General features: G+C 67.5%; 23 protein-coding genes. 11 read left to right on the top strand and 12 right to left on the bottom strand.

The annotated features are described in order from the left end of the window. Positions 1–40 precede the first annotated feature (40 nt). Together fni and H9656_RS03920 are read right to left on the bottom strand one after the other, a co-directional pair. Complete coding sequence (gene fni, locus H9656_RS03915) at positions 41–1,093, bottom strand: type 2 isopentenyl-diphosphate Delta-isomerase (protein ID WP_318240615.1); 1,053 nt, start codon at positions 1,091–1,093, stop codon at positions 41–43. Next, the gene (locus tag H9656_RS03920) at positions 1,090–2,904 is read right to left on the bottom strand and encodes a PPC domain-containing protein (protein ID WP_191742937.1); all 1,815 of its coding nucleotides are present in this window, start codon (positions 2,902–2,904) and stop codon (positions 1,090–1,092) included. The genes fni and H9656_RS03920 overlap by 4 nt, the downstream gene beginning before the upstream one ends. 93 nt (positions 2,905–2,997) lie before the next feature. On the opposite strand from H9656_RS03920, the gene folD reads away from it, so the two are divergent. From folD to H9656_RS03945, 5 genes are all read left to right on the top strand, one after another. Then, complete coding sequence (folD, locus tag H9656_RS03925; RefSeq protein ID WP_191742938.1) at positions 2,998–3,921, top strand: bifunctional methylenetetrahydrofolate dehydrogenase/methenyltetrahydrofolate cyclohydrolase FolD; 924 nt, start codon at positions 2,998–3,000, stop codon at positions 3,919–3,921. Between the two features lie 96 nt (positions 3,922–4,017). Next, positions 4,018–4,698 carry a LemA family protein gene (locus tag H9656_RS03930; RefSeq protein WP_191742939.1) on the top strand — a complete coding sequence of 227 codons (681 nt, stop codon included), beginning with the start codon at positions 4,018–4,020 and terminating at the stop codon, positions 4,696–4,698. An 8-nt stretch (positions 4,699–4,706) separates the two neighbouring features. After that, positions 4,707–5,561: a TPM domain-containing protein gene (locus H9656_RS14200; protein ID WP_191742940.1), complete on the top strand. Its 855-nt coding sequence runs from the start codon at positions 4,707–4,709 to the stop codon at positions 5,559–5,561. Continuing rightward, the gene (locus tag H9656_RS03940) at positions 5,561–6,244 is read left to right on the top strand and encodes a TPM domain-containing protein (protein ID WP_225212214.1); all 684 of its coding nucleotides are present in this window, start codon (positions 5,561–5,563) and stop codon (positions 6,242–6,244) included. Before H9656_RS14200 ends, H9656_RS03940 begins: the two co-directional genes overlap by 1 nt. Before the next feature lie 69 nt (positions 6,245–6,313). Next, positions 6,314–7,060: an endonuclease/exonuclease/phosphatase family protein gene (locus H9656_RS03945; RefSeq protein ID WP_191742942.1), complete on the top strand. Its 747-nt coding sequence runs from the start codon at positions 6,314–6,316 to the stop codon at positions 7,058–7,060. Here the strand turns inward: H9656_RS03945 and H9656_RS03950 are convergent. Beyond that, positions 7,045–8,493 (bottom strand): phospholipase D-like domain-containing protein, encoded by a 1,449-nt coding sequence (locus tag H9656_RS03950; RefSeq protein WP_225212215.1) that lies wholly within the window; start codon positions 8,491–8,493, stop codon positions 7,045–7,047. The two genes, H9656_RS03945 and H9656_RS03950, sit on opposite strands and share 16 nt — an antisense overlap. A gap of 183 nt (positions 8,494–8,676) precedes the next feature. Between H9656_RS03950 and H9656_RS03955 the strand changes: the two genes are divergently transcribed. The 3 genes from H9656_RS03955 to H9656_RS03965 all read left to right on the top strand — a co-directional run bounded on the left by H9656_RS03955 (position 8,677) and on the right by H9656_RS03965 (position 12,265). Beyond that, positions 8,677–8,868 carry a hypothetical protein gene (locus H9656_RS03955; RefSeq protein WP_191742943.1) on the top strand — a complete coding sequence of 64 codons (192 nt, stop codon included), beginning with the start codon at positions 8,677–8,679 and terminating at the stop codon, positions 8,866–8,868. Positions 8,869–9,013: 145 nt separating this feature from the next. Continuing rightward, positions 9,014–11,572 carry a coiled-coil domain-containing protein gene (locus H9656_RS03960; RefSeq protein WP_191742944.1) on the top strand — a complete coding sequence of 853 codons (2,559 nt, stop codon included), beginning with the start codon at positions 9,014–9,016 and terminating at the stop codon, positions 11,570–11,572. 93 nt (positions 11,573–11,665) lie between these two features. Next, a complete protein-coding gene (locus tag H9656_RS03965) occupies positions 11,666–12,265 on the top strand; it encodes a C15 family peptidase (RefSeq protein WP_318240616.1) in 600 nt (199 codons plus the stop codon). Here H9656_RS03965 and H9656_RS03970 read toward each other — a convergent pair. Continuing rightward, positions 12,251–13,420, bottom strand: a complete 1,170-nt coding sequence (locus H9656_RS03970; protein WP_191742945.1) for an MFS transporter — start codon at positions 13,418–13,420, stop codon at positions 12,251–12,253. The two genes, H9656_RS03965 and H9656_RS03970, sit on opposite strands and share 15 nt — an antisense overlap. Positions 13,421–13,467: 47 nt before the next feature. Here H9656_RS03970 and H9656_RS03975 point away from each other — a divergent pair, with 47 nt between their 5' ends. Both H9656_RS03975 and pip read left to right on the top strand, forming a co-directional pair. After that, on the top strand, positions 13,468–13,839 hold the full coding sequence (locus tag H9656_RS03975) for a DUF423 domain-containing protein (protein WP_191742946.1): 372 nt from the start codon (positions 13,468–13,470) through the stop codon (positions 13,837–13,839). Positions 13,840–13,863: 24 nt separating this feature from the next. Next, positions 13,864–14,835, top strand: a complete 972-nt coding sequence (pip, locus tag H9656_RS03980) for a prolyl aminopeptidase (protein ID WP_191742947.1) — start codon at positions 13,864–13,866, stop codon at positions 14,833–14,835. Positions 14,836–14,866: 31 nt separating this feature from the next. Here the strand turns inward: pip and H9656_RS03985 are convergent, their stop codons facing one another. From H9656_RS03985 to H9656_RS04020, 8 genes are all read right to left on the bottom strand, one after another. Further along, positions 14,867–15,355, bottom strand: coding sequence for a DUF6173 family protein (locus H9656_RS03985; protein WP_191742948.1), 489 nt, complete (start codon positions 15,353–15,355; stop codon positions 14,867–14,869). Between the two features lie 26 nt (positions 15,356–15,381). Beyond that, complete coding sequence (rodA, locus tag H9656_RS03990; RefSeq protein WP_191742949.1) at positions 15,382–16,539, bottom strand: rod shape-determining protein RodA; 1,158 nt, start codon at positions 16,537–16,539, stop codon at positions 15,382–15,384. Then, positions 16,536–18,560, bottom strand: a complete 2,025-nt coding sequence (gene mrdA / locus H9656_RS03995; RefSeq protein WP_191742950.1) for a penicillin-binding protein 2 — start codon at positions 18,558–18,560, stop codon at positions 16,536–16,538. Before mrdA ends, rodA begins: the two co-directional genes overlap by 4 nt. After that, entirely contained in the window at positions 18,557–19,075 is a 519-nt protein-coding gene (locus H9656_RS04000) for a hypothetical protein (RefSeq protein ID WP_318240591.1), read from the bottom strand. Before H9656_RS04000 ends, mrdA begins: the two co-directional genes overlap by 4 nt. Beyond that, a complete protein-coding gene (gene mreC, locus H9656_RS04005; protein ID WP_191742951.1) occupies positions 19,072–20,163 on the bottom strand; it encodes a rod shape-determining protein MreC in 1,092 nt (363 codons plus the stop codon). The genes H9656_RS04000 and mreC overlap by 4 nt, the downstream gene beginning before the upstream one ends. Positions 20,164–20,287: 124 nt before the next feature. Next, on the bottom strand, positions 20,288–21,328 hold the full coding sequence (locus H9656_RS04010) for a rod shape-determining protein (RefSeq protein ID WP_003168146.1): 1,041 nt from the start codon (positions 21,326–21,328) through the stop codon (positions 20,288–20,290). Between the two features lie 253 nt (positions 21,329–21,581). Next, on the bottom strand, positions 21,582–22,199 hold the full coding sequence (locus H9656_RS04015; RefSeq protein ID WP_191742952.1) for a glutathione S-transferase family protein: 618 nt from the start codon (positions 22,197–22,199) through the stop codon (positions 21,582–21,584). Between the two features lie 13 nt (positions 22,200–22,212). Continuing rightward, positions 22,213–22,935, bottom strand: coding sequence for a TVP38/TMEM64 family protein (locus H9656_RS04020; protein ID WP_191742953.1), 723 nt, complete (start codon positions 22,933–22,935; stop codon positions 22,213–22,215). Between the two features lie 122 nt (positions 22,936–23,057). Between H9656_RS04020 and H9656_RS04025 the strand changes: the two genes are divergently transcribed. Then, complete coding sequence (locus H9656_RS04025) at positions 23,058–24,263, top strand: pyridoxal phosphate-dependent aminotransferase (protein ID WP_191742954.1); 1,206 nt, start codon at positions 23,058–23,060, stop codon at positions 24,261–24,263. Positions 24,264–24,316 lie beyond the last annotated feature (53 nt).

Below are 24,316 nucleotides of genomic sequence, written 5' to 3' on the forward strand. Positions count from 1 at the left end.
CTTGGGTGCGACGCGAATCTTCGAGGCGGAAATGCCCCGCTCAGGCGACAGGAAGCAACGGAACTCGTTTCAACGCGGCTAAATTTGCAGCGTTTACGCAGAAACACACTGTGCGCAGCTGTCGAATGACCAGCTGGAACTGTTCAATGACAGCCTCGGTCGAGACGGTGGCCGCCTGGATCACGCCTGAGGCCATGCCCACCATGTCGGCGCCCAGCCGGATCGCCTTGGCCGCATCGACCCCGTCGCGCACCCCGCCCGACCCGATCAGCAGGGCGTCAGGCAGGGCGTTGCGCGCCTCGGCCAGCGCGCGCGCCGTCGGTATGCCCCAGTCAGCGAAGGCCGAAGCGTGAGCCTTATCCGCGGGATCGGTCGCCCGTTCGCCTTCGATCAGGCCCCAGTTGGCGCCTCCCGCCCCGGCGACATCCACCCCCGCGGCGCCCATGGCGATCAGCCGCTGGGCCGTGACGGCCGAGATTCCCGCCCCTGTCTCCTTGACGATCACCGGCGCGTCCAGATCGCGGATCAGGGCCTGAAGCGCTGCGCCTACGCCCCACCAGTCGCGGTCTCCCTCCGGCTGGCAGGCCTCCTGAAGGGGGTTCAGGTGAACGACCAGGGCGTCGGCGCCGATCATGTCCAGCGCCCGGCGCGCCTCGTCCCGACCGAAGCCGCGCGTTAACTGGGCCGCGCCGATATTGGCCAGGATCGGCGTGTCCGGCGCTTTCAGCCTGAGCGCGAAGTCCAGCCCGCCCGCCGCGCCGCCTTCCAGCGCCGCCCGTTGAGAGCCGACGGCCAGGGCGATGCCCAGATGCTGGGCCGCTTCGGCCAGGCGGGCATTGATCGCCTCGGCCCTGGCAGGCCCGCCGGTCATGGCGCTGATCAGCAGAGGCGCCTTCAGCCGCCGCCCCAGAAAGTCGACGCCCAGGTCGATCCGGGCATGGTCCACATCCGGCAGGGCCTCGTGCACGAAACGCCAGTCGTCGAACCCCGCCGACACAGCATGACGCCCGCCGCCTGCCAGCACCACGTCCAGATGCTGATCCTTTCGGCCCAGGATCAGGGCCGAGGCGGCGGTGTCGCTGGGGTCGCTCAGGGCTGCCGCTCCGTGATCAGCACATAGTCGCCGGTCGAGTTGGCGCTGAAGCTGCGGGCGCGCAGCACATAGGTCCCGTCGCGCGGCGCGGTCCAGCTCAGGCGGGCATGGGTGTCGGACAGGCTGTCGTCATCCGTGTCCAGTTGGAAGTAGTCGCCATCTTTCTCTTCACCGACCTCGACCACCGCGTCGAAGCTGCTGGCGATAAGCGTAAAGCGCAGCTTTTCGTCGGCCTTGGCCTTGAAATGATAGGCGTCGAAATAAACGCCTTCTTCGGTGATGCTGGCCCGTTCCGTCAGCCTCCCGCGGACGGTCGAGCCAATCAGCAGACTGCCCGGCGCAGGCTCGCCGCCCAGGTCCGTGAGCTCCAGCGAGTAGAGCCCCTTGGCGTCGCGCGACCACGAGCGCGCGCGCAGCACATAGTCGCCAGTCTCCGGCAGGGTGAAGATCAGGCGCGCGTCCGTTCCCTGGCCAAGGCCGTCGTCGTCGCTGGCGAGCTCGTTGAAGTCTTGATCGTCCTGGCCCAGTTGCAGGTAGGCGTCGAAGTCGCCCGACCGCATGACAGCCTGAATGCGCTGGCCTTCGGTCCCGCTGAAAACGAAGGCGTCATACAGGCGGCCGTCGTCGTCGGTGGCGTCGCTGCTCGTCAGTTCGCCCTCTACCGTCTGGCCAAAGGCGATGGCGGAGGGCGGCGGCGGCGGCGCGATCTCCTCTATCTTGAGCGTGTAGGGCCCCTCGCCGCTGGAGAAGGCGCGCGCTTCGATAAGATAGTCTCCGTCCTCGGCCAGGGTGTGCGTCAGGCGCGAGTTCAAGTCCCCCGCGCCGTCGTCGTCGCTGGCCAGACTGTTATGGTTGGCGTCGAAGAGCTCAAGGAAGGTGTCGAACCCGTCCGCCGTCAGGGTCGCGGCGATTCGTTGCCCGGCCCGGCCGCTGAAGCGATACAGATCCGCCGGAGCGCCGGAATCGCTTGTGGCGGTGTCGGCCGTCAGCCGGCCGCGCGTTTCATCGCCGATCGCCGTCGGCGTGGCGGGCGGCGCGGGCGGCCCCTGCTCAAGCGCCAGGCGGTACGTCCCCTGCGCCGAGCCGTCATAAGAGGTGGCGCGGACCAGATACTCTCCGTCCTGAGGCGCCGTGAACACCAGTCGCGCATTCAGGCTGGAGCCGCCATCGTCGTTTTCGGCCATTTGCACGAAGGCGCCGTTCACGATGCGGCCGACGCGCAGCAAGGCGTCGAAGTCATCTGATTCCAGGTCGATCTTCACCCGCTCGCCCGCAGAGGCGCGGAATGCGTAGGCGTCATAGCGATTGCCGTCGTCATCCTCGGCGCTGTTGGCTCCCAGGCGACCCGAGGCGTTACGGCCGATGGCGACACGGCTGGGCCGCGGCAGGCGCGGCGCGGCGCGTTCCTTCAGCGTCAGCCGATAATCGCCAGTCTCCATCCCTGAGAAGGGGCGAGCCCGCACGATATAGGCGCCGGCTTCGGGTGCGGTGAACAGAAGGCGGGGGTTCAGGTCTCCTGCGCCGTCGTCGTCGCTGGCCAGCGACTGCCTCAGGGCGCCATCGGCGTAGACTTCCAGATAGGCGTCGAAATCGTCCGAGGTCATCTCGGCTTCCAGCCGCTGCCCGGCGCGCAGGTTCAGTCGATAGTCGTCATAGCGATAGGCTTCGGCTCCGCGCGTGCTGGCGTCCCCGTCTTCCAGTCGCCCCCGAATGTCGTCTCCCAGCCGGACGTCAGACGCAGTTTGGGCCCAGGCTGCACCGGCAGCCAGAAGAGAGACAGCACTGGCCGCGGCGAACAGGGAATAACGCATAAAAACCTCTTTGCTGGCGTCATCATAGACGCCGAACCGCAGCGCCTGTAAATCGCGGCCACGCTTTCCAGTTCCCGGCAGATGGAGCCAAATATGGCTGTCGAACCCGCCCGCGCCTCGTTGATCGACGGCAAGGCCTTCTCACAGACCTTGGTGGAGCGCGTCGCCGCGGCCGCCGCTCGGCTGGAATCGGCCCACGGCGTCAAACCCGGACTGGCCGTTGTCATCGTCGGCGAAGACCCCGCCAGTCAGCTCTACGTCCGCAACAAGGGGGAGACGACGCTGAAAGCCGGGATGCGGTCCGACACCCACCGCCTGCCGGTCGAAACGACCCAGGACGAACTGCTGGCCCTGATCGCGTCGCTGAACGCCGATGCGGGCATCCACGGCATCCTGGTGCAACTGCCGCTGCCCAAACACATTGACTCATCCGCCGTGCTCGACGCCATCTCGCCGGACAAGGACGTGGACGGCTTCCACGTCGTCAACGCCGGGCGCCTGGCCGTCGGCCTGCCCGGCATGATCCCCTGCACCCCGCTGGGCAGCCTGATGCTGCTGAAGGATCAACTCGGCGACCTGTCGGGCCTGAACGCCGTCATCGTCGGTCGCTCCAACATCGTCGGCAAGCCGATGGCGCAACTGCTGCTGGGCGAGAGCTGCACCGTCACCATCGCCCACTCGCGCACGCGCGACCTGCCCGCCCTGTGCCGCACCGCCGACATTCTGGTCGCCGCCGTCGGCCGCCCCGAGATGATCAAGGGCGACTGGATCAAGCCGGGCGCCGCCGTCATCGACGTCGGCATCAACCGCGTCCCCTCGCGCGACCCGGCCAAGGCCGCCGAGGGCAAGACCCGCGTGGTCGGCGACGTGGACTTTAACGAGGCTGTCCAAGTCGCAGGGCGCATCACCCCCGTCCCCGGCGGGGTCGGCCCCATGACCATCGCCTGCCTGCTGGCCAACACCTACACCGCCGCCTGTCGCGCGGCGGGCGTGGAGCCGGAAGACCTGAACGGCTGAGATCTGCGTCAAAAATCCAGCCTTGAAGCGGAGCCTTTCGGCCCCGATAGTCTTTAGCGGTCAGCGGTCATGAGGACCGCCCGCAGGAGCTTCTTCATGGCTGGATTTTCGCCTCGCATCGCCGCCGTCGCCGCTGTCGTCGTCCTGGCCCCCGCCGTGGGCGCCTGCGGCTACAACACCATTCCGACCAAGCAGGAGCGCGCGGAGGCCGCCTGGGCCGACGTTCAGAGCCAGTATCAGCGTCGCGCCGACCTGGTGCCGAACTTGGTCGCCACCGTGCAGGGCGCGGCCATTCAGGAACGCACCACCCTGACCCAGGTGATCGAGGCGCGCGCCAAGGCCACCAGCGTCAACATCGACGCCTCCAACCTCGATAACGCCGCCGCCTTCCAGCAGTACCAACAGGCTCAGGGCGAGCTTTCCAGCGCCCTGTCTCGGCTGCTGGTGACGGTCGAGGCCTATCCGCAGCTTCAGGCCAATCAAAATTTCCTGACCCTGCAATCCCAGTTGGAAGGCACCGAGAACCGCATCTCCGTCGCCCGCCGCGACTACAATGAGGCGGTGCGCGACTACAACACCACCTTGCGGACCTTCCCGAACGTGATCTGGGCCAAGACCCTGCACGGCGGCTCCAAGCCGATGCAGCTGTTCACCGCTACGTCCGAGGCCCAGTCCGCACCCACCGTGAACTTCGACCTCGGCGCTCAACCCGGCGGCGGCGCGCCTGCGACCACGCCCGGATCGACGCCGCCCGCCCCCGCCCCGGCGGCGCAGTAAGCCTGGAGATGACTTCTTCCGTCCTCGCCCGATGGGCCGACGTCGCGCGCGGCCTGCTCGCTGCGGTGATGCTGGTCCTCGTCGTGTGGCTGGCGGCCCTGCCCGGCGCCAGTCTGGCCGCCGAAATCAAGTTCCCGACGTTGACTGGGCGGGTAGTTGACGACGCCCAGCTGCTGACGCCCCAGCAGGAACAGGCCCTGACAGGAAAACTGGAGGCGCTGGAACAGCAGACCGGCGACCAACTGGTCGTCGTCACCCTGCCCTCGCTGCAGGATCAGGAGATCGAGGACTTCGGCTATCAGCTGGGCCGTCACTGGGGCATCGGTCAGAAGGAGAACGACGGCGGCGCTCTGCTGATCGTCGCGCCGAACGAGCGCAAGGTGCGGATCGAGGTCGGCTATGGATTGGAGGGCGTGCTGACCGACGCCTATTCCTCGCTCATCATCCGAAACGACATCCTGCCCCCCTTCCGTGAGGGCGATTATGCAACGGGCATCATCGCCGGGACCGACGCGATCATTACTCAGCTGACCGCCGACCCGGCCGAGGCTCAGGCGCGAGCGGAAGAGGCAAAGAGCGCGGCGACGGCGACCGCCAAGCCCGTTATTCCCGCCGTCGTCATCTTGATGGTGTTCGCTTTCATCTTCTTCAGCATGATCGGCGCCGCGGCTGGCGGCCGCAAACGGCGCGGCGGGCGCGGCGACGGCCTGACGCCCATTCTCATCTGGGCCGCCAGCGAGGCGCTGAAAGACCGCGATCGCGGCGGACGCGGCGGCTGGGGCGGCGGAGGCGGATTTGGCGGCGGTGGGTTCGGTGGAGGCGGCGGCGGCTTCGGCGGCGGCGGCGCCTCGGGGGGATGGTGATGCAGTTCACGACAGACGACCACGCGCGGGTGAGCCAGGCCATCGCCGAGGCCGAAGCGCGCACCTCTGGCGAGATCTTCTGCGTCGTGGCGCGGCAGGTGTCGTCCTATCGAGACATCAGCCTGGGCTGGGCGGCGGCGGCGGCGCTGCTTCTGCCGCTGGGGCTGATCCCGCTTGGTTTCAACGGCGACTGGCTGTCATTCGGCGGAGGCTGGGAGATCGCCCATGCGCCTGCCGCCTCGGTAGAGATCGGGCGCGCTCTGGCGGCGTATGGATTGGTTCAAGCCGGAGTGTTCCTGGCCGTTTTCCTCCTGTCGCTGATCCCTGTGGTGCGCAGGCTGCTGACGCCAGCCGCCCTGCGCCGCACGCGCGTTCGCCGCGCCGCCATGCAGCAGTTCCTGGCCCACGGCCTGCATGTCACCGAGGCGCGCACCGGCGTCCTGATCTTCGCCGCCCTGGCCGATCATCAGGTTGAGGTGGTAGCTGACGAGGGCATTCATTCGTGCGTCAGTCCCGAGGTCTGGGCCGACGCCGTCGCCGCCCTGACCAGCGCGCTGCGGCACGATCGCCCCGTCGAAGGTTTCGAGCAGGCTATCAGCCTGTGTGGCGGCGTGCTGGCGGAACGCTTTCCGCCCAAGCCCGCTGATCAGAACGAGATCCCCGACCGACTGGTTGTCATCTAGTCAGGTTACAGGACCTCGCGGCCGCCGCATTCAGGCGCGACAGTCGCTGCGTTTGCGGGCAAGGAATCCATGCCGAGACTTCTGACCTACAACGTCCATCGCTGCGTCGGCGTCGATCGCAAGCTGGACGTGAACCGCATCGCGGACGTCATCGCGGAGCATGAGCCCGACGTGGTCTGCCTGCAGGAGTTGGACGTCGGCCGCGCCCGCACGGGCTGGGTCGATCAGGCTGACGCCATCGCCCAGCGTCTGGCCATGAGCGTGCAATTCCACCCAGCCATGAAGGTAGAGGCCGAGCTTTATGGCGACGCTATCCTGACCCATAGGCCCGAGCGTCTGGTGCGCGCCGCCGCCCTGCCCACCCTACGCGGCATCAAGGGGCTGGAGCCGCGCGGCGCCCTCTGGTCTGCAGTCGATTTCGACGGGGTGATCGTCAACATCCTGAACACCCACCTGGGGCTCGTTCCCCGGGAGCAGAGACTTCAAACCGCCGCCCTGATCGGCCGCGACTGGTTGGGCGATCCGATGTGTCAGGGGCCGACTATCCTGACCGGCGACTTCAACGCCACCTCCATCACCCGTCCCTATCAAGCCTTGGCGCGCCGACTGGACGACGCTCAGCGACGCCTGGGGCTGAGGCCTTCGATCAAAACCTTCCCGTCCAGCTTTCCGGCCATTCGCATCGACCACTGCTTCGTCAGCCGAGAGATTCGAGTGACAGGCGCCAGCACCCCGACCTCGCCTCTGGCGCGAGCGGCGTCAGACCACCTGCCTCTGGTCATCGACTTCGAGATCGAGCCTCAGCCCGGCGCCTGACCGCCTTCGGACTGCGGGCGCGTGCGATGCGAGCGGTTGAGCCGCTTCCACGGCCGCCAGGCATCGGTGGACGATACCGGATCGCCGAACTGCCACTCGGCGAACATCCTCTCGATGCGCGTCGGCTCTGCGGCGCCCAGCGGCTTCATCCGCTCCTGGCCAAAGGTCTGGATCGCTTGGCCGACCGATCCCAATAGGGTTTCCGCCTCTGCAAAGGCCTCGCCGGACACGCCGATGAAGTGGCCCAGGGAATGCCGACGGAAACGACGGATCTCATCGCGCTCTTGTTCCGTCCCGGCTTCGACAGCGACGTCGCATTCCGTGTCCAGGCCCATTGAGCGGTTGTTCAGATTGCTGGAGCCGATCCGCAGCAGCTTGTCGTCGATGATGGTCATCTTGGCGTGGACGATGATCCGCTCGCCCTCGTCGGTCACCGGATAGAAGGCGGTGAACCGATCGTGGCGGTCCGCTTGCTCCAGGCGATACAGCACCTCGGCCCGCGCCGTATCCATCGTCATGCCGTCGAACCAGCTGGGGCTGCGCCCGGTCGAGACCAGCACCACCTCAGGGCCGTCCGGCTCGGCCAGACGTTCGGCCAGAGCCGCCGCCAGCAGGGGCGAGGTGAAATACTGGTTCTCCATATAGATCAGCGAACGCGCCTGCCGGATGGCCTCCAGATGCAGGGCCTCGTTCTCGCGCACCTCAGGTCGGCCTCGCACCTGCGGTTCCGTGCGGGATATGGCGACCGGAACATCATGCAGCGTCGGCTCCACCCCTTCGGGCCAGGCGTCGCCCTCTCTCGGGTGGGAAACCTCGAGCACCTCCCCTGTCGCGCGCCGCCAGCGTTCGCGCGCCAGATCGCCGAGGTTCTGGGCCGCCGGTCCATCCAGCACGCACATCACCTCATGTCTTGGGGCCGGGATAACCCCCGTCGGCTCGCACCGGCGCGGATCGCCAGAAAAATGCTCTTCGGTGTCCCACCGATCGGTCGAGATGTCGCCGCCCCCGCAGAAGGCAATCTGATTGTCGATCACCACCACCTTCTGATGGTGACAGGCGCCCAGGATGCCGGGACCGTCCAGCCGAAACTCCACGATCCGACGCCGGAACCACCTCTGGGCCTTGTGCGGATAGAAACCCTGAGACGCTGCGATCAACAGGGGCGAGCGCCAGATCAGCAACCGCACGTCCAGGTCCGGTTTCTGCCGCACCAGGGCCTTTAACTGATGACCGATCTCGGCCCGGCGGTCGGTCAATGGCCCTTCCGGATCGAGCCGCGTGCGGGGATCGAACTGCCAGCCCAGAATCAGGATCGACCTTTTCGCCTTGTGCAGCGCTGCCGACAGGGCCTCGAAGTAAGCCTTGTTCTCCATCAGCGGCGCAAAGCGATGAGCGGTCGCAGACCGCCAGACGCCCGGGCCGGGCTCGATCAAACTGCCTTCGTAAGAATGATCTGGGCCCATAATCCTCCGATGGCCGATTCGCGTGACAACTCGGTGCGCGGCCTCTACAGCAGAGGTCGACCGGCCGCAGATCGTTCCATTTTCGCATCAAGCCGGTCAATGGCGACGCTTCTTTACTTCGCCTCATTGTCGCCAGACCCGTGATCTGGCATTATGGCCGCCATGCAAGCTCTGATCGAAATGGTGATCGGCCTCATCGCACTGCTCGCCGCAGTTGCGCTGTCGCAGTTCGGCGTCGATCTCAGCCCGACAAAAAAGTCGGATGGCGAGATCCACCGGGTCGAAAAGAAGTGCGGTGACGCTCCGTCCACGCACATTCAGGTCAAAGCCCCGGCCTCCTGCTGATCCACAGCTTAGGCTCGGTGAAGCCGCCGCTTCGGGCCGGATAATACGCCCTCCAGCCTTTTCGCTTCTCGTTACAGTCGTTAGGGTCGCTCCGCACACGACCTCGCCCGCGTCTCCAGGCGACCAGTAATCGAGATCGACGCCCATGAAATCCCGCCCTCGGCCGCCGCTCAACCTGACCGACCCCGAGCCCGCCCTCGACGACGAGGCTTCAGCAGTCGCGCCCGACTCGCCGGCCGATGCGGTCACGCCCGAGGCGACGCCTGAGCATCCGGCGGCCCCTCAACGCCCGATGTCCGAGCGTCAGCGTCGCCGCCTGGCCGAACAGCAGGCGATCGCCGAACAGCGCGCCGCTGAGGCGGAAAAAGCGGCGCGGACCCTGGCCATCCTCGGCGAGTCCGCCGACGCGCCGCCCGCCACCGTCGAATCGACGCCCCTGACCGTCCCGGCGGCCCCTCGCAGCAAGCCGGCCAAAACCGGCGGCAACCACGCCTATCTGATCGCCGGCCTGGCGTCGGCGCTGTGGGTCGGCGGACTGGCGTCCTGGTTCGCCTACGAACTCGGTTCAGGCATGATGGAGTTGGATCCGCTGCGTCTGGCCGTCTACGCGCTGATCCTGTTGGCGCCCGTCGGCCTGGCGATCCTGCTGGCCCATGCTGTGCGTCAGGGCGCCGGTCTGGCGCAGGAGACCCAGCGCGCCCGCGAGATGGCGAACGCCCTGGTCGCCCCCACGGCCCTGGCCGCCAACGAAGCGGGCCAGGTCCTGACCGGTCTGCGCGGCGATATCGATCTGGCCGCCCAGGCGGCCGAACGCGCGCGCAACGACATGGCCCTGTTGCGTGAGGCCCTGGCCAAGGAAACCGCCCTGCTGAACGAGGCGGCCGAACGCGCTGGCGGCACGGCCCGCCAACTGACCGAAAAGATGTCGGGCGAGCGGGAGCAGATGCACAACCTCAGCGGCCGCCTGGAAACCCAGGCTTCCAGCGTGGTTGAAACGGTCGAACGTCAATCGCGCATGGTGGCCGACGCTTCTGATTTGGCCCAGACGCAGTTGCGCGAAGCCGAAGCCGCCCTGGCCGCCCGCGCCGCCGACCTGGCCGCCGCCGCCAATGAGGCTCAGGACGCCGCTCGCGCCGCCGCCGACGATCTGGCCCGCCAGACCCTTCGCCTCGAAACCGCCGGTACGGGCGTCGCCGAACAGATTCAGTCGGTCGAGGAAGGCCTGGGACAGCAGCGCGCCGCCCTGGTCACCGCAGCCTATGCCCTGCGCACCGATCAGGAAGACTTCTCGGCCCAGGTGGAGAGCCAGCGCGCGCAGCTTCTGGATCACCTCTCCCAGAGCCGCACCGCCGCCGATGACCTGAACCTGAAGGGTGAAGAGGCGGCCAACGCCATCAAGGCCCAGGTCGAGGCCGTGGTCGATCAGTTCCAGGCCCTGGTGCAGATGTCCCAGCGCGAGGCCGACGGCTTCGACCACGCCACCAAGCTGGCGCTGGACCGGTTCGAGGCCCTGTCCGCCGAATCCCGCGACCTGCTGGTCGAGGAAACGCGTCGCTCGCTTGCAGCCCTTCAGGCCACGGCCGACGCCCAGCGTCAGGCCGCAGACCAGGCCATTGAGCAGGCGCAGATCCGCGCCGACCGTCTGGGCGAATCTCTGTTCGACGCCGCCCAGCAAGCCGACGCCGCCGCCGAGGCCCGCATCGAGGGCGCCCGCCGCATCATCGGCCAGACCGCCGAAATGGTGGACCAGACGGGCGAGCGCTTGATCGACAGCCTTCACGCCACCCTGACCCGCGTCACCGAGGCCTTGACCCAGGTCGAACAGGCTGTGTCCGAGATGGACGAGCGCGCCAGCCGCCTGCCGCAGGAAGCCCAGAACCGCGTGGACTCGGTTCGGGCCGCCGTCGAAAACGGCCTGACCGCTCTGAGCGCCGCTTCGCGCAAAGCGGCCGAGGACACGGAGGCGTTGGAAAGCGGCTTCCAGGAGCGCGTCCGCCGCAACTACGACATGCTGACCGAAGCCGTGCGCTTGATGGGCGCCGTGTCCGGCGAAGGCGGCCGTCGCCGTCCCTTGAGTCAGCCCGCCGCGCCCGAGCGTCGCGTTGAACGGCCGCAGGACGGCCTGCGCGGACGACTGCGCCCCCAGAACGCGCCGGAAGGAGACATCGAAGCCATCCCTGCCGCGCCGCAGGCCCCAGCGGCCCAGCCGCAGCGGGATACGATGCCGCCTGCTCCGCCCCACCGAGAGGCGCCCGCCGCCGATCTGGACTGGAGCGACCTGACCGCGTCCAACGACCCGGCGCCGGCCGCCGCCAGCCCGGCGGCGCCGATCGGCTCGCCCGATGAAATCGACGCCCTGGCTTCGCGCATCACCGACGCCATCCGGCGCATGGGCGTGGACCCCAACGCCCTGTTGCCGCGCCCCCGCATCGAGGAGACCGCCCAGGCGTTCGCCGCCCGCGATCCGTCGCGCGCCCGGCAGATCGTCCGCCGGGTGGCGCCCGCCGCCGTCCGCAGCGTCTCGCGCCGCGTCTTGAGCGATGACGCCCTGCGCGCCGACGCCGAGGCCTACGTCCGCGCCTTCGCCCACGGCCTGAGACTTCAGGCCGAGCGGGGCGACGCCCATGACATTCAGGCCCGTCTCGCCACGGATGAAGGCCGCGCCTTCATGTTGCTGGACGCCGCCGTCGGCGACCTGGGCTGAGAAATCGGCTCAGGCTTGACCTCACGACCTGTTTACCGGCACGCTTGCTCGACCTAGCGCCGCCATCCCGACGTACAGGAGCCACGCCCCTTGGTGGACACGGATTCCCGCGCCCGTCCTGATCGACGCCCCGCCCTCGCCATCTGCGTGTGGAATCCGGATTACCCGACCTGGGATCTGGTCGAGGACCTGTCCGGCGAACCCTGGAGCCCGCCGGGCGCCCGCACCCAGCCGATTACGGGCGACAGGGACGCGCAAGCTCTGGCCGACCGCCTGATCGCCGCGCTGAACGATCAGGACTGCGCCGCCCTGCTGCTGATCGGGCGCACCAGCCACCCCGGACATTTCCGTCTTCAGATGCGGGCCGAGAACCGGCGTCTGGAGGGATCCGGCCGGCTGGACGAGACCGGTCCCGGCGTGATGCGCGTCACCGCTCCCGTCGCCGAAATGCTGCGCGACCTAACGGCTGCGGGCCTGCCGGTGATTGCGGCCTCTGATGCGGAAGATGACGCGGGCAGCTACATTCTGTACCGGGCGCTCGCCGACCTGCCGGACAGCTTGAACTCGCCCTCCATCGGCCTGCTGCGCGCGCCCGATGGCGCGACCGAAGAGGCCATGCGCACAGCCATCAAGGCCGCCGCCTCGGCGATGGCGCGCCACTTGACGCCCCTGCCCCGCTCAAGCGCGGCCTGACGCGCTCAACCGTCGCGCCAACAGCACGCCCGTCACCCCGCCGACCAACGCCAGCCCAGCCATGGCCAGATAGGCGAAAGAACCAAAGGCGTCGTACAGCGGCCCGCTGGCCAAGGTCGCCAGACCGATCAGCACCCCAGCCGACAGTGCTGAACCGAGCGTCTGCGCCGCTGTGTGGCTATCCGGCGGACACAGGCGCTCGACGATCTGCACGCCCGCCAGATAGGTCGCCGCAAAGGTCAGGGCGTGCAGAGTCTGGAGCGGCCACAGCAGCCATAGCGGGGGCGCAAAGGCCATGACAGACCAGCGCAGCACCGCCGCTCCCGCGCCCAACGCCAGAATGAACCAGGGGCCAATCCCCCTTTTGCGCCGCCAGGGCTCGACCACCCACATGAAGCCGATCTCGACCAGGACGGAAAAGGCCCACAGCAGGCCCGTCATGCTCTCGGCCACGCCTTGCGCCCGCCACAGGATGGCGGAGAAGCCGTAGTAGAAGGCATGCGCCGCCTGGACCGCTCCGACGGCGAAAATGGCGGTCATGAAGACTTGGTCCGCCGCCAGACGCCCGAGCCCTCGGAACCGATCGAAGCCCGACTGCGGCCCGTCCTCGCCCACCCGCTCTTCCGGCAGGATGCGCCAAGCCGTTACAGCGATCAGCAGCGACGCCGTCACCGCCCAGATGATCACGACGTCCGCCGAGGTCCTGGTCAGCAGCCAGCCCATCGCGACGTTGGCGACCACAAAGGCGGCCGAGCCGCACCCGCGCGGCAGGGAGAATGGAAAGCCTTCTCGTCCCGCGACCTTCAGCGTCAGCACGTCGCTGAGCGGGATCAGCGCCGCCGCAGCCGTTGCCCCGATCAGCCAGAAGACGGCCCAGGGGACGACGCCCTGCACCAGTCCAGCGCCGCCGTAACCGACCGCCATCGCCAGGCCCAGCAGGGCGATCGGGGTGCGCCGGTGCCTAAAGCCGTCGGCCCAGACGGCGATCAACGGCCCCGTCAGCGCGCGCGCCAGCATGGGAATGGCCAGCAGGACGCCGATCTGCGCTCCGCTCAGTCCCTGGCTACGGAACCACAGCCCGGCGAACGGCAGCGTCACGCCGCTGGCGCCGAACAGAAGGATGTATTGCAAGGCCATGCGCGGGGCGGACGTCATGGCGCGCCATAGCAGACTTCCCCCGATTTGTGGTCTAGACATAAGTGATGAGTCCCGACCGCAACCTCTTTGTCTTCGCTGGGTTCAACGGCGCCATGGCTGTGGCGCTGGGCGCCTTCGCAGCCCATGGCGCGGCGCCCGCTGTGAAAACCCTGCTGACCACGGGGGGCCAGTATCAGATGGTCCATGCGGTCCTGGCTGTGGCGCTGGCGTTATGGAGCGGCGGCGGACGCTTGGCGCGCATCGCCGGATGGCTGGCGAGCGCCGGCGGGCTGATCTTCTGCCTGGCCTTGGCGATGATCGGACTGCTCAGCCTTCCGGTCATGGGCGCCGTCGCCCCGATCGGCGGCGTCATGATGATCGCGGGCTGGTGCCTGGTGGTCGCCGCCGCCCTCAAGTCCGCACCCAACCACGCCTAATCTCCAGCAGAACAGGGTCCCAGCATGTTTTCCGTGAACGACACGTCCCGCCGTGACCTCTACCCCGAGATCGAGGCCTACGCCTCCGGCTGGATGTCGACCGACAGCGTCCACGAGATCTACTATGAGGAAAGCGGCAATCCGCACGGCGTGCCGGTCATTGTCCTGCACGGCGGTCCCGGCGGGGCGGTCAATCCCGGAATGCGTCGCTACTTCGACCCGGCCAAATACCGCATCGTCATGTTCGACCAGCGCGGCTGCGGCCTGTCGCGACCCAACGCCTCGCTGGAAAACAACACGACCTGGAACCTGGTCGCCGATATCGAGCGACTGCGCGAAAAGCTGGGCATCGACAAATGGGTCGTCTTCGGCGGATCGTGGGGTTCGACCCTGTCCATGACCTACGCCATCAAGCACCCGCAACGGTGCCTGGCGCTGGTCCTGCGCGGCATCTTCCTGCTGACGAAGAAGGAACTGCACTGGTTCTATCAGGACGGCGCCTCGATGATCTTCCCGGACGCCTGGGAACGGTTCCTGGCCCCGATCCCTGAAGCCGAGCGCGGCGACCTGATGGCCGCCTATTATAAGCGCCTGACCGGCGACGACGTGGCGGAGCGCAACCGCTGCGCCGTGGCCTGGGCCACCTGGGAGGGCGAGACTGTCAGCATCCAGGGCCCCTCGGGCAAGCCGGACAAGTTCGCCGATCCCGAGTTCGCAGTCGCCTTCGCCCGGATCGAGAACTGGTACTTCACCAATGGCGGCTTCATGGACAGCGAGAACTGGATTCTCGAGAACATCGGGACCATCCGCCACATCCCCTGCTGGATCGCGCAAGGGCGCTTCGATGTGGTGACGCCGATCTCGGGCGCCTGGTCCCTGCACCGCGCCTGGCCCGAGGCCAAGCTGGACATCGTCGTCGACGCCGGCCACGCCTCGTCCGAGCCCGGCATCATCGACAGTCTGATCCGCGCCACCGACTGGGCGGCGGCCCTTTAATCCCGCAGGCCGGCTGCGGCGCGCGACACGATCAGCCCGCCGGTTTCGGGCTGGTCTTCTGCACCATCTCGTTGAGTTGGAAGCCGATGCGGCGCGCCTCGCGCTCCTCCGGCTTCTTCACCGCGCTCAGCACCACATTGATCTGGCTATAGTGCTGGATCAGGCGCACCGGCTTGCCGTCGGCGTTGCGGCCGAAGAACATGATCAGGTCCGGCCCCCAGAAGCCGACGTCCACGATCTGCATCGTGCCGTCGCCCGGCAGGCCGACAACGCGCGCGCCGATCTCTTCGTCTTTGTCGAGATTGGCCTCGAATTCCTCGATCAGTTTGGACAGGCGGACGAAGGCCCATTCCGCCGGGTTGCTGCGCATCCGAACGCCCTCGGCGAGCGCCGCCGCCTCGTTGTTCGGGTCCGCCAGGACGGGCTGCGGACAGGGCGTATCGCCGCAATCCGAGAACATGGCGGGATCGGCCTCCGGTGTCTCGGCGGCGGCTGGGGTCTCGGGCGTCTTTTCAGTCATCCGCCCAGCCTAACGCGCCTGGGCGATCAGAACAGCCCCTGCCCCTTCGGCAGTTCGGCATAGCGGTGCACCCGCGTCGACAGAACCAGGCCGAAACCGATCATGACGGTCATCATAGACGAACCGCCATAGGACAGCATCGGCATGGGCACGCCGACGACCGGCGCCAGGCCCATCACCATCGCCCCGTTGATCAGCATGAACAGCGCCACGAAGGCCGTCATGCCCGCCGCGCTCAGACGACCGAAGTGGCTATGCGACAGCGCCGCGATCCGCAGCGAAATCAGGATCAGGGCCACATAGCAGGCAAGCACGGTGAAAGAGCCGATAAACCCGAATTCCTCTGATACGGTCGAGAAGATGAAGTCGGTATGGCGTTCGGGCAGGAACTCCAGTTGGCTTTGACTGCCCAGACCGTAGCCCTTGCCCATCAGCCCGCCCGACCCCAGCGCGATCTTGGACTGGATGATGTTGTAGCCCGTGCCCGACGGGTCGGCTTCCGGGTTCAGGAAGGTCAGGACCCGGTTGCGCTGATAGTCGTGCATGCCGAACATCACGAAGGGCGGGATCACAGCCACGGCGGCGGCCACGGCCGCGCCGATCACGCGCCAGCTCAAGCCCGCCATGAACATCATCATCGCCCCGGTCAGGCCGATGATCATGGCCGACCCCAGGTCAGGCTGTTTGGCCACCAGGATGAACGGAACGCCGATGATGCCGACCGGAAACAGCAGTTTCCACGACCAGCGCGCGTCCTGCGCCGAGTGGCCGTGGTACCAGCGGGCCAGGGCCAGCACGAGGCCGATCTTGACGAACTCTGCGGGCTGGATCCGGATGAAACCCAGATGCAGCCAGTTCTTGGCCCCGCCCGCCACATAGCCCAGGGGGGTGAACTCCACCAGCAGCACCATGAACAGCAGCACGCCGTAAACGGGATAGGCGGCGTGGAACCACCATTTCGGGTGGACCATGGCCAAGGCGATCATGCCGGCCAGCAGGACGCCGAACCGGATCAGATGCTTGGCCGCCCACGGCTGCCAGTGACCGCCCGCAATGGAATACAGCATGGCCGTGCCGATCCCGGCCAGGATGCACAGCAGGCCGATGATGCGCCAGTCGAGCTCGGCGAACTTGGTGGACAGGCGATCGCGCTCGCCGGGACGGGTGAGGGCGGATGCGGTCATTGCGGAGCCTCGGGCGTTCCGGGGGCCTCGGCCGGTGTGATCAAGGGCGCCTCAGCGGCCGCAGCCGGCGTCGTGTCGGACGCCGCGTCTTCGAGAACCCCGGCTTCGTGCGCCCCCGGGTCCTCGGTTTCGGCGAACCCGGCCTGCTCGATGCGGCGGCGGATCTCCGGGTCCTTCAGCAGAGCGACCTTCATTACTTCGCGGGCGCGCGGGGCGCCGGCGGTCCCGCCGCCCATGCCGCCGTGCTGCACGATGACGGCGACGGCGTAGCGCGGGTCGTCGATCGGCGCATAGGCGATAAACAGGTTGTGGTCCTTCTCGGCCCAGGGCCGGCCTGCGCTCTTGCGCGAGCCCGAACCGTAGTTGCGCGCCTGGGCTGTGCCGGTCTTGCCTGCCATCCGCACGGCGCCGAGCCCAAGCTGACTGTTGCGGAAGCCCGTGCCCCCAACGTCGGTCACTCGGTTCATGCCGTCACGCAGCACCGCCAGCAGCTCCGGCGGATAAGGCAGCTCGCGCAGGTCCCCTGAGGGCGGTTGCTCCACGCCGCCCACCGACTTGATGAGACGGGGCATCACCGCCTGACGGCCGTTGGCCAGCCGCGACGTGTAGACGGCGAGCTGCAGGGCGTTCACCGTCAGAGCCCCTTGGCCGATCGCATAGCTGGGCGTTTCGCCAGGATACCAGTTCGCGTCGCCCCGAACCGGGTTGCGCCGTCGCCACTCGCGGTCCGGCACCAGGCCGGGCTTCTGGCCGCCGATGCCGATGTCGAACGTCTGGCCGAAGCCCATGTTGCGGGCCACGTCGGCGATGGCGTCGGGGCCGATCTCGGTCGCCACCGTCATGAAGTAGACGTTGCAAGAGTTCTTGATCGCGTCGCGCATGTCCTGCGGACCGTGCGTCGCGTGGCAGGCGAACCGGCGCCCCAGATAGAATCCGCCCGTGCAGGTGATGCGGCGGTTGGGGTCGATGCCCTTGGCCAGGGCCGCCAATCCCGTGACCGGCTTGAACGTCGACCCGGGCGCAAAGACGCCTGTGAGCGCCTTGTCCAGCAGAGGACGCCGCTCATAGTCGGCCCAGGCGCGATAGATCGGCCCCGGGACGCCAGACACGAACAGGTTGGGATCGAACGACGGCGCCGAGACCATGGCCAGGATGTCGCCGTTGCGCACGTCCATGACGACGATGCTGCCGGCTTCCTCGCCGAAGACCTCCAGCGCACGCTGCTGGATGTCATTGTCCAGCGTTAGAACGACCTCGGACCCCTGCACCGCTGGGCGCGACCCCGCGATGTCCTCGGCCACGACGCGCCCGCGCGCATTGACCTCGACCTTCCTGCCGCCCTCGACGCCGCGCAGGTCCAGGTCCAGCGAACGCTCGATGCCCTGACGCCCGATGCGGAAGCCCGGGTTGAACAGGATGGACGGCGGCTGTTCGCCTTTGTCGCGGATCGCCTGCACGTCGCGGTCGGACACCTTCGCCACATAGCCGACCACATGGGCGTAGGCCCCGCCATGAGGGTAATAGCGAGCCTCGTTCATGTCGGCCATGACGCCCGGCAGCTCGGCCGCGTGCAGATTGACCTTCGAGAACTCTTCCCAGGTCAGGTCGCTCTTGACCGGAACCGGCGAGAAGCGCGGCGCGGCGTTCACCTCGCGAATGATGGTGCGGCGCCGCTCTAGCGTGTCCGGCAGCAGCTGACCCAGCAGATCCAGCGTCTGGTCCAGATCCTTGGTCTCGTCACGCACGACCAGAACTCGGAAGCTCGGCCGGTTGCCGGCGATGACGACGCCGTTGCGATCCTTGATCAGGCCGCGCGGCGGCGGCACCTGACGAAAGTTGAACTGGTTGCGCGTCGCCAGGGTGGCGAACTCTTCGGACTTGAACAGCTGCAGGTGCGCCAACCGGCCGACCAGGGCCAGACCGCCCAGCGCCGTCGCCCCGCCCATCAGCATGGTGCGCCGCAGGAACGAGCCCTGCCGCTCGTTCACGTCGGAAAAGAAGATATGCGGTTCGCTGCTCATCGGAATCGCACGTCCGCGTCGTCGAACCGTTCGATCAGCCAACCGGCCAGGGGGAAGAGCAGCAGCGTCGGGACCATTTGGCCCATGATAGCCAGCAGATTGGGCGCATTCCCAAGGCTGCCGCGCGTCACGAAATAGGCGACCGTGAACGCCAGACCCGTCGAGGCGACATAGAGGGCGAACAGAACGATCGTCGCCTGCCCCGCCAGATATTTCGAAGCCAGCAGGATGGCCCCATAGATCAGCAGCAGGCTGAGCGCCCACATCCCTGCCTTGCCGCCCCAGAAGAGATCCAGAAACAGGCCCAGGACGAACAGCACGACCGGCGCCAGCATCGACGGCCGGATCAACGGCCAGGCGAAGGCCAGCACCATCGGCCAGACGGGCTCGGGCAAGGTAAAACCGAAAAGGCGCAGCGGAATCGCGAACAGAATGGTCGCGGCTGCGGCGATCAACGCCGGGTAGCCGATCCACTGCATCGGACCGACCATCCGTACGGTGATCGTCCGTCTCACTCGCGGCCTCCATCAGGCGCGACCGCCGGCTGGGGAGCGGGCTGAGGTGCGGTTTGAGGCTGCGTCCCGCTGGCCGGAGCCGGCGGCGGGGCAGCGTTGGCGGCGCGAACCCGGTCCGCGGCGGCCTGGGCGGCGGCGGCGCGGCGGGTCGCCACATCCTGAATGACCGTGGCCTGAGCGGCGGTAGGCGGCGGCGCGGTCTTCAGGCCGGATAGCGGCGGTGCGTTCAGCGCGCCTTGATCCGCCAACTGACCGAAGTCCTGGAACAGAAGGACGCGAACATAGTCGATCGCCGTACGATCGCTGTACAGCTTGACCCGCCAGGCGCCGTCGATCCCCTTGGCCACGACGCCGACCGGCAACCCGCGCGGGAAGCCGCCACCGTCGCCCGAGGTCAGGATGCGGTCGCCGTCCTGAACAGCGTCCTGGCCCCGGACATAGTCCAGGCGCGGGCTGCGGCTGCCGTCGCCGGTCAGCATCGCCCGGGCGTCGGTGCGCTCGACCATCACTGGAATGCGCGAGGCGACGTCAGTCAAAAGCACCATGCGGCTGTAACCGCCTGAGGCGCCCGCGATGCGGCCGACCAGGCCGTGTTCGCTCAACACCGGGTTGCCCACGCGCACGCCCTTGGCGGCGCCGACGTTGAGCAGGCGGGAGCGCGCGAACGGGCCGCGCGCGTCCATGATCGCCCGCCCGGTCGTCATCTCGATCGGCGGCTCAGTCTGCAAGCCCAGCAGGCGCTCGTACCGCTCGTTGAGGTTCTTCAGGGCCAGGGCGTCGTCGCGCCATGCGCTCATCTCCCTGAGTTCGCGGCGCAGGCGACGGTTCTCCGAAACGGCGAAGAAGTAGCCTTTGACGAAGTCGACAGCGTCGCCGCTCCACCGCACAGGCGCCGCCAGGACCCCGGTCGGCGCGCCGGCTGCAGCGTCGAACGCCGCTTGGGCAGGCTGAAGGTCATCCGCAACGGCCGGCGGGCGATCGGCGAGCAGAAGCATGATCGCCGCGACGATGCCGCCGACAACCATGACCGCCGCCGTCCAGGCCAGCGGCACCTTCAGATTCTCGAATGGTCCGTCGCGAAACGCCACGGCCAGCCCTTCCTGCTAGAGCTTAGGAATAAGCGGGCCGAGGGCCCGCTTATGCGTGTGAAATGACCGTTGGGATCCGCCCCATTGCAGGTCTGCGGCGCCCCCGGGGCCAGACAGTCTGTTGTTAGAGCGACGCCTCAAGCACGCCCTTCATCCACGACGGGTGCTCCAGCACCTTGCCGCAGCCGATGGCGACGCACGACAGCGGATCGTCCGCCACCTGGACCGGCAGGCCCGTGTGGTCGCGGATTTCGGTGTCCAGACCGCGCAGCAGCGCGCCGCCACCCGTCAGCATGATCCCCTTGTCGGCGATGTCGGCGGCAAGTTCAGGAGGCGTGGCCTCCAGGGCGACCTTAACGGCCTCAACGATCTGGGCCACCGGCTCAGCCAGCGCTTCCGCCGCCTGGCGCTCGCTCATCTTCACTTCGCGCGGCACGCCCTGCATCAGGTCGCGGCCCTTGACCTCGATCGACAGGCCTTCGCCGTCGGCCGGGACGCGAGCGGTGCCGATGTCCTTCTTGATGCGCTCGGCGGTCGTCTCGCCGATCAGCAGGTTATGGTTGCGGCGCATATAGGCGATGATGGCGTCGTCCATCATGTCGCCGCCGACGCGGACCGAGCGCGAATAGACCACGCCCGACAGCGACAGCACCGCCACCTCGGTCGTGCCGCCGCCGATGTCGACGACCATCGAGCCGGTCGGCTCGTGGATCGGCAGGCCAGCGCCGATCGCGGCGGCCATCGGCTCGGGCAGCAGGCCCACCCGGCGCGCCGAGGCATTCAGGCAGCTGTCGTGAATGGCGCGGCGCTCAACCGCCGTGGCGCCCGAGGGGACGCAGACGATCATCTTGGGATTCACGAAGCCCTTGCGGTTGTGAACCTTGCGGATGAAGTGCTTGATCATCTCTTCGGCGACTTCGAAGTCGGCGATGACGCCATCGCGCATCGGGCGGATGGCTTCCATGTGGCCCGGGGTACGGCCCAGCATCTGCTTGGCCTCGAGGCCGACAGCGTGGACGATCTTGCGGCCGCCGACGTTGCGCAGGGCGACGACCGAAGGCTCGTTCAGGACGATCCCCTTGCCGCGCATGTAAATCAGGGTGTTGGCCGTCCCCAGATCCATCGCGATGTCATTGGAAATCATGCCGAAGAGGGGTGAAAGCATGGGCGTCGGTTACCGCTTAAGTTCGGGCCTGCAAGGGCGTGAATTTCATTCGTCCGCTATGGCGACGCCCTACCCCCGCTTCGCGTGACCGCAAAGCCGTCCTGACCGTCTTCGCCGAGCCGACTACAGGCCCGTTTGCCCTCATGCCGCAGGGATTGCAAGCGCCTATGGCTTCCCGATCACAGGCTTGTCACGGCAAGGCTTGAAAGCCTTGCCGGTCAAGCTTTCCAGCCCCGCTTGAAGGGCGCGCGGGTCAGACCGCCTGAATGCCCTCGGCCGCAAGAACGCGCTGCACGGCCGGGCGCGCCTGCACCCGGTCCAGGTGGTCGTTGAGCTTGGCGAAACGCGTCGTGTCCAGCAGGGCCGCCTGACGCGCCCAGCGCGTGAAGACCATCAGATAACCGTCCGCCATCGAATAATCTTCACCCAGGACCCACGGGCCCGCCAGCATGTGATTCTCGGCCAGGTCGTACTTCTCCAGCGCGACCTTCACGGCGTCATCCTTGGCCTCGCCCTCCAGCGCCGGTCGTGAGAACAGCGCCTTGCCGATGGCCGGGTGCAGCGACGACGCCAGCCAGCCGTTGACGGCTTGCAGCCGCGCGAACTGGAACGGGTCGTTCAGGTTGGCGAGTCCGGCCTGCGGATGCGTCTGCGCCACATAGGTCAGGATGGCTGCGTTCTGGGTGATCACGCCCTCGGAGGTCTGAAGCGCCGGGGTCACGCCCGCCGGATTGATCGCCAGATATTCCGGCGTCCGCTGCTGACCGGCGCGCAGGTCGATCTTCTCGATCTCATAATCCGCGCCCGCCTCTTCCAGACCGATGTGCGAGGCGATGGCGCAGGCGCCGGGGGAGTAATAAAGCTTCAGCATGGTCGTTCTCCGATCAATCGACTGACAGGCCGCGCGCAGCTTCGCGACGTTTCACCCACTCGCGCACCGCCAGCATCAATACAAGCCAGACGCCCGCGACCGCCGCCAGGATCACCGAGGTCCAGACGCCGTCGCCGCTGACCGCAGCCATGAAGGATCCGCCGAAGAAGGCGACCAGCGCCGTCTTGGGCAGGACGCCCAGCGCGCAACCCGCCAGATAGGCCGGGAACGAGGCGCGCACGGCGCCGAAGGCCATGTTCACGACGATGAAGGGGGCCGAGGGGACATTGCGGATGATGAAGCTCGCCGAAAAGGCGTTGCGACCGACAAAGCGGCGGATACGCTCGACCATCCCGCCGCCGTACCGCTCCAGCGTGCGCGCGGTCGGCCCGCGCCCCAGCCAATAGGTCACGGCCGCCGAAACCACCGTTGCGATCCAGCTATATAAAAAACCGACCCAGGGCCCGAACGCCACCACGCAGGCGGCGATCAGCAGGAACTGCGGCACGCCCACGAAGGCCGACAGGGTGAAGATCACCACAGCCGCGACCAAGCCCCATGGCCCCACGCGATATCCCGCCAGCCAGTGCTCCAGCCGGCCTTCAGCCCCCAGCGCCAGTTGCGTCTTGCCGAGAGCGAACAGGGCGACGATTCCCGCCAGCAGCAGCAGGGTCACGGCCAGGGTTCGCCACCGCCTGGCCTCCATGTTCAGCAGAAAATCGACGACTCGCCGCATAGATTTCGCCCAAATCGCCTTTTGATCGTCCGGGACGCGCACAAACATTGTGCGGCCCTGCGGGGTTGCGTATCAAGCCTCAGCCTCCCCGGCTCTCTCCACATCCTCCAGACAGGATAGCCATGTCCAGCCTTCAGTCCGCCTCCCTCGCCCGCGTCAAGCCTTCGGCCACCCTGGCCGTGACCGCACAGGCGCGCGAGCTGAAACGCCAGGGTCGCGACGTGATCGGCCTGGGCGCCGGCGAGCCGGACTTCGACACCCCTGACAACATCAAGGCGGCGGCCGTCGAGGCGATCCGCCGCGGCGAGACGAAATACACCGACGCCGACGGCATGCCCGAGCTGAAAGCGGCGATTGTCGCCAAATTCGCCCGTGAAAACGGCCTGACCTACGAGACCAACCAGATCCACGTCGCCTCGGGCGGCAAGCCGGTGATCTACAACGCCTTCGTCGCCACCCTGAATCCCGGCGACGAGGTGATCGTCCCCGCGCCCTACTGGGTGTCCTATCCGGACATGGTGCTGCTGGCGGGCGGTGAGCCGGTCACCGTGATCGGGCAGGAAGCCGACGGCTTCAAGCTGCGCCCCGAGGTGCTGGACGCCGCCATCACGCCGAAGACCAAGTGGCTGATCCTCAACTCGCCGTCGAACCCGACCGGCGCCGCCTATACCCGCGCCGAGCTGGAAGCCCTGGCCGTGGTGCTGCGCAAGCACCCGCAGGTCTGGATCCTGACGGACGACATGTATGAGCACCTCGTCTACGGCGACTTCGACTACGTCACCATCGCCCAGGTCGCGCCGGACCTCTACGACCGCACCCTGACCTGCAACGGCGTGTCCAAGGCCTACGCCATGACCGGCTGGCGGATCGGCTATGCGGGCGGCCCCAAGCCGCTTGTCGACCTGATGCGCAAGGTCGCCAGCCAGACGACCTCCAACCCCTCCTCCATCAGCCAGTGGGCCGCCGTCGAGGCCCTGAACGGTCCGCAGGACTTCCTGGCCGAGCGCGCCGCCGCCTTCGAGAAGCGCCGCGACCTGGTGGTCTCCATGCTGAACCAGGCCGAGGGCATTCGTTGTCCGAAGCCGGAAGGCGCCTTCTACGTCTATCCCTCGATCGAGCAACTGATCGGCAAGACGACGCCCTCGGGCGTGGTCATCGACAATGACGAGACCTTCACCGCCGAACTGCTGAACGCCGAAGGCGTGGCCGTGGTGCAGGGCGCGGCCTTCGGCCTGAGCCCCTATTTCCGCATCAGCTACGCCACCTCGGAAGACGTGCTGGCAGAAGGCTGCACCCGCATTCAGCGCTTCTGCGCCAGCCTGAAATAAGCGCAGTTTTGCCGATCCTCCCGATTCCGGGAGGGTCGGCAGAATGTTTGCAC

Origin of the sequence: Brevundimonas guildfordensis, assembly GCF_014836405.1 — a bacterium.
Classification (GTDB): Bacteria; Pseudomonadota; Alphaproteobacteria; order Caulobacterales; family Caulobacteraceae; genus Brevundimonas; species Brevundimonas guildfordensis.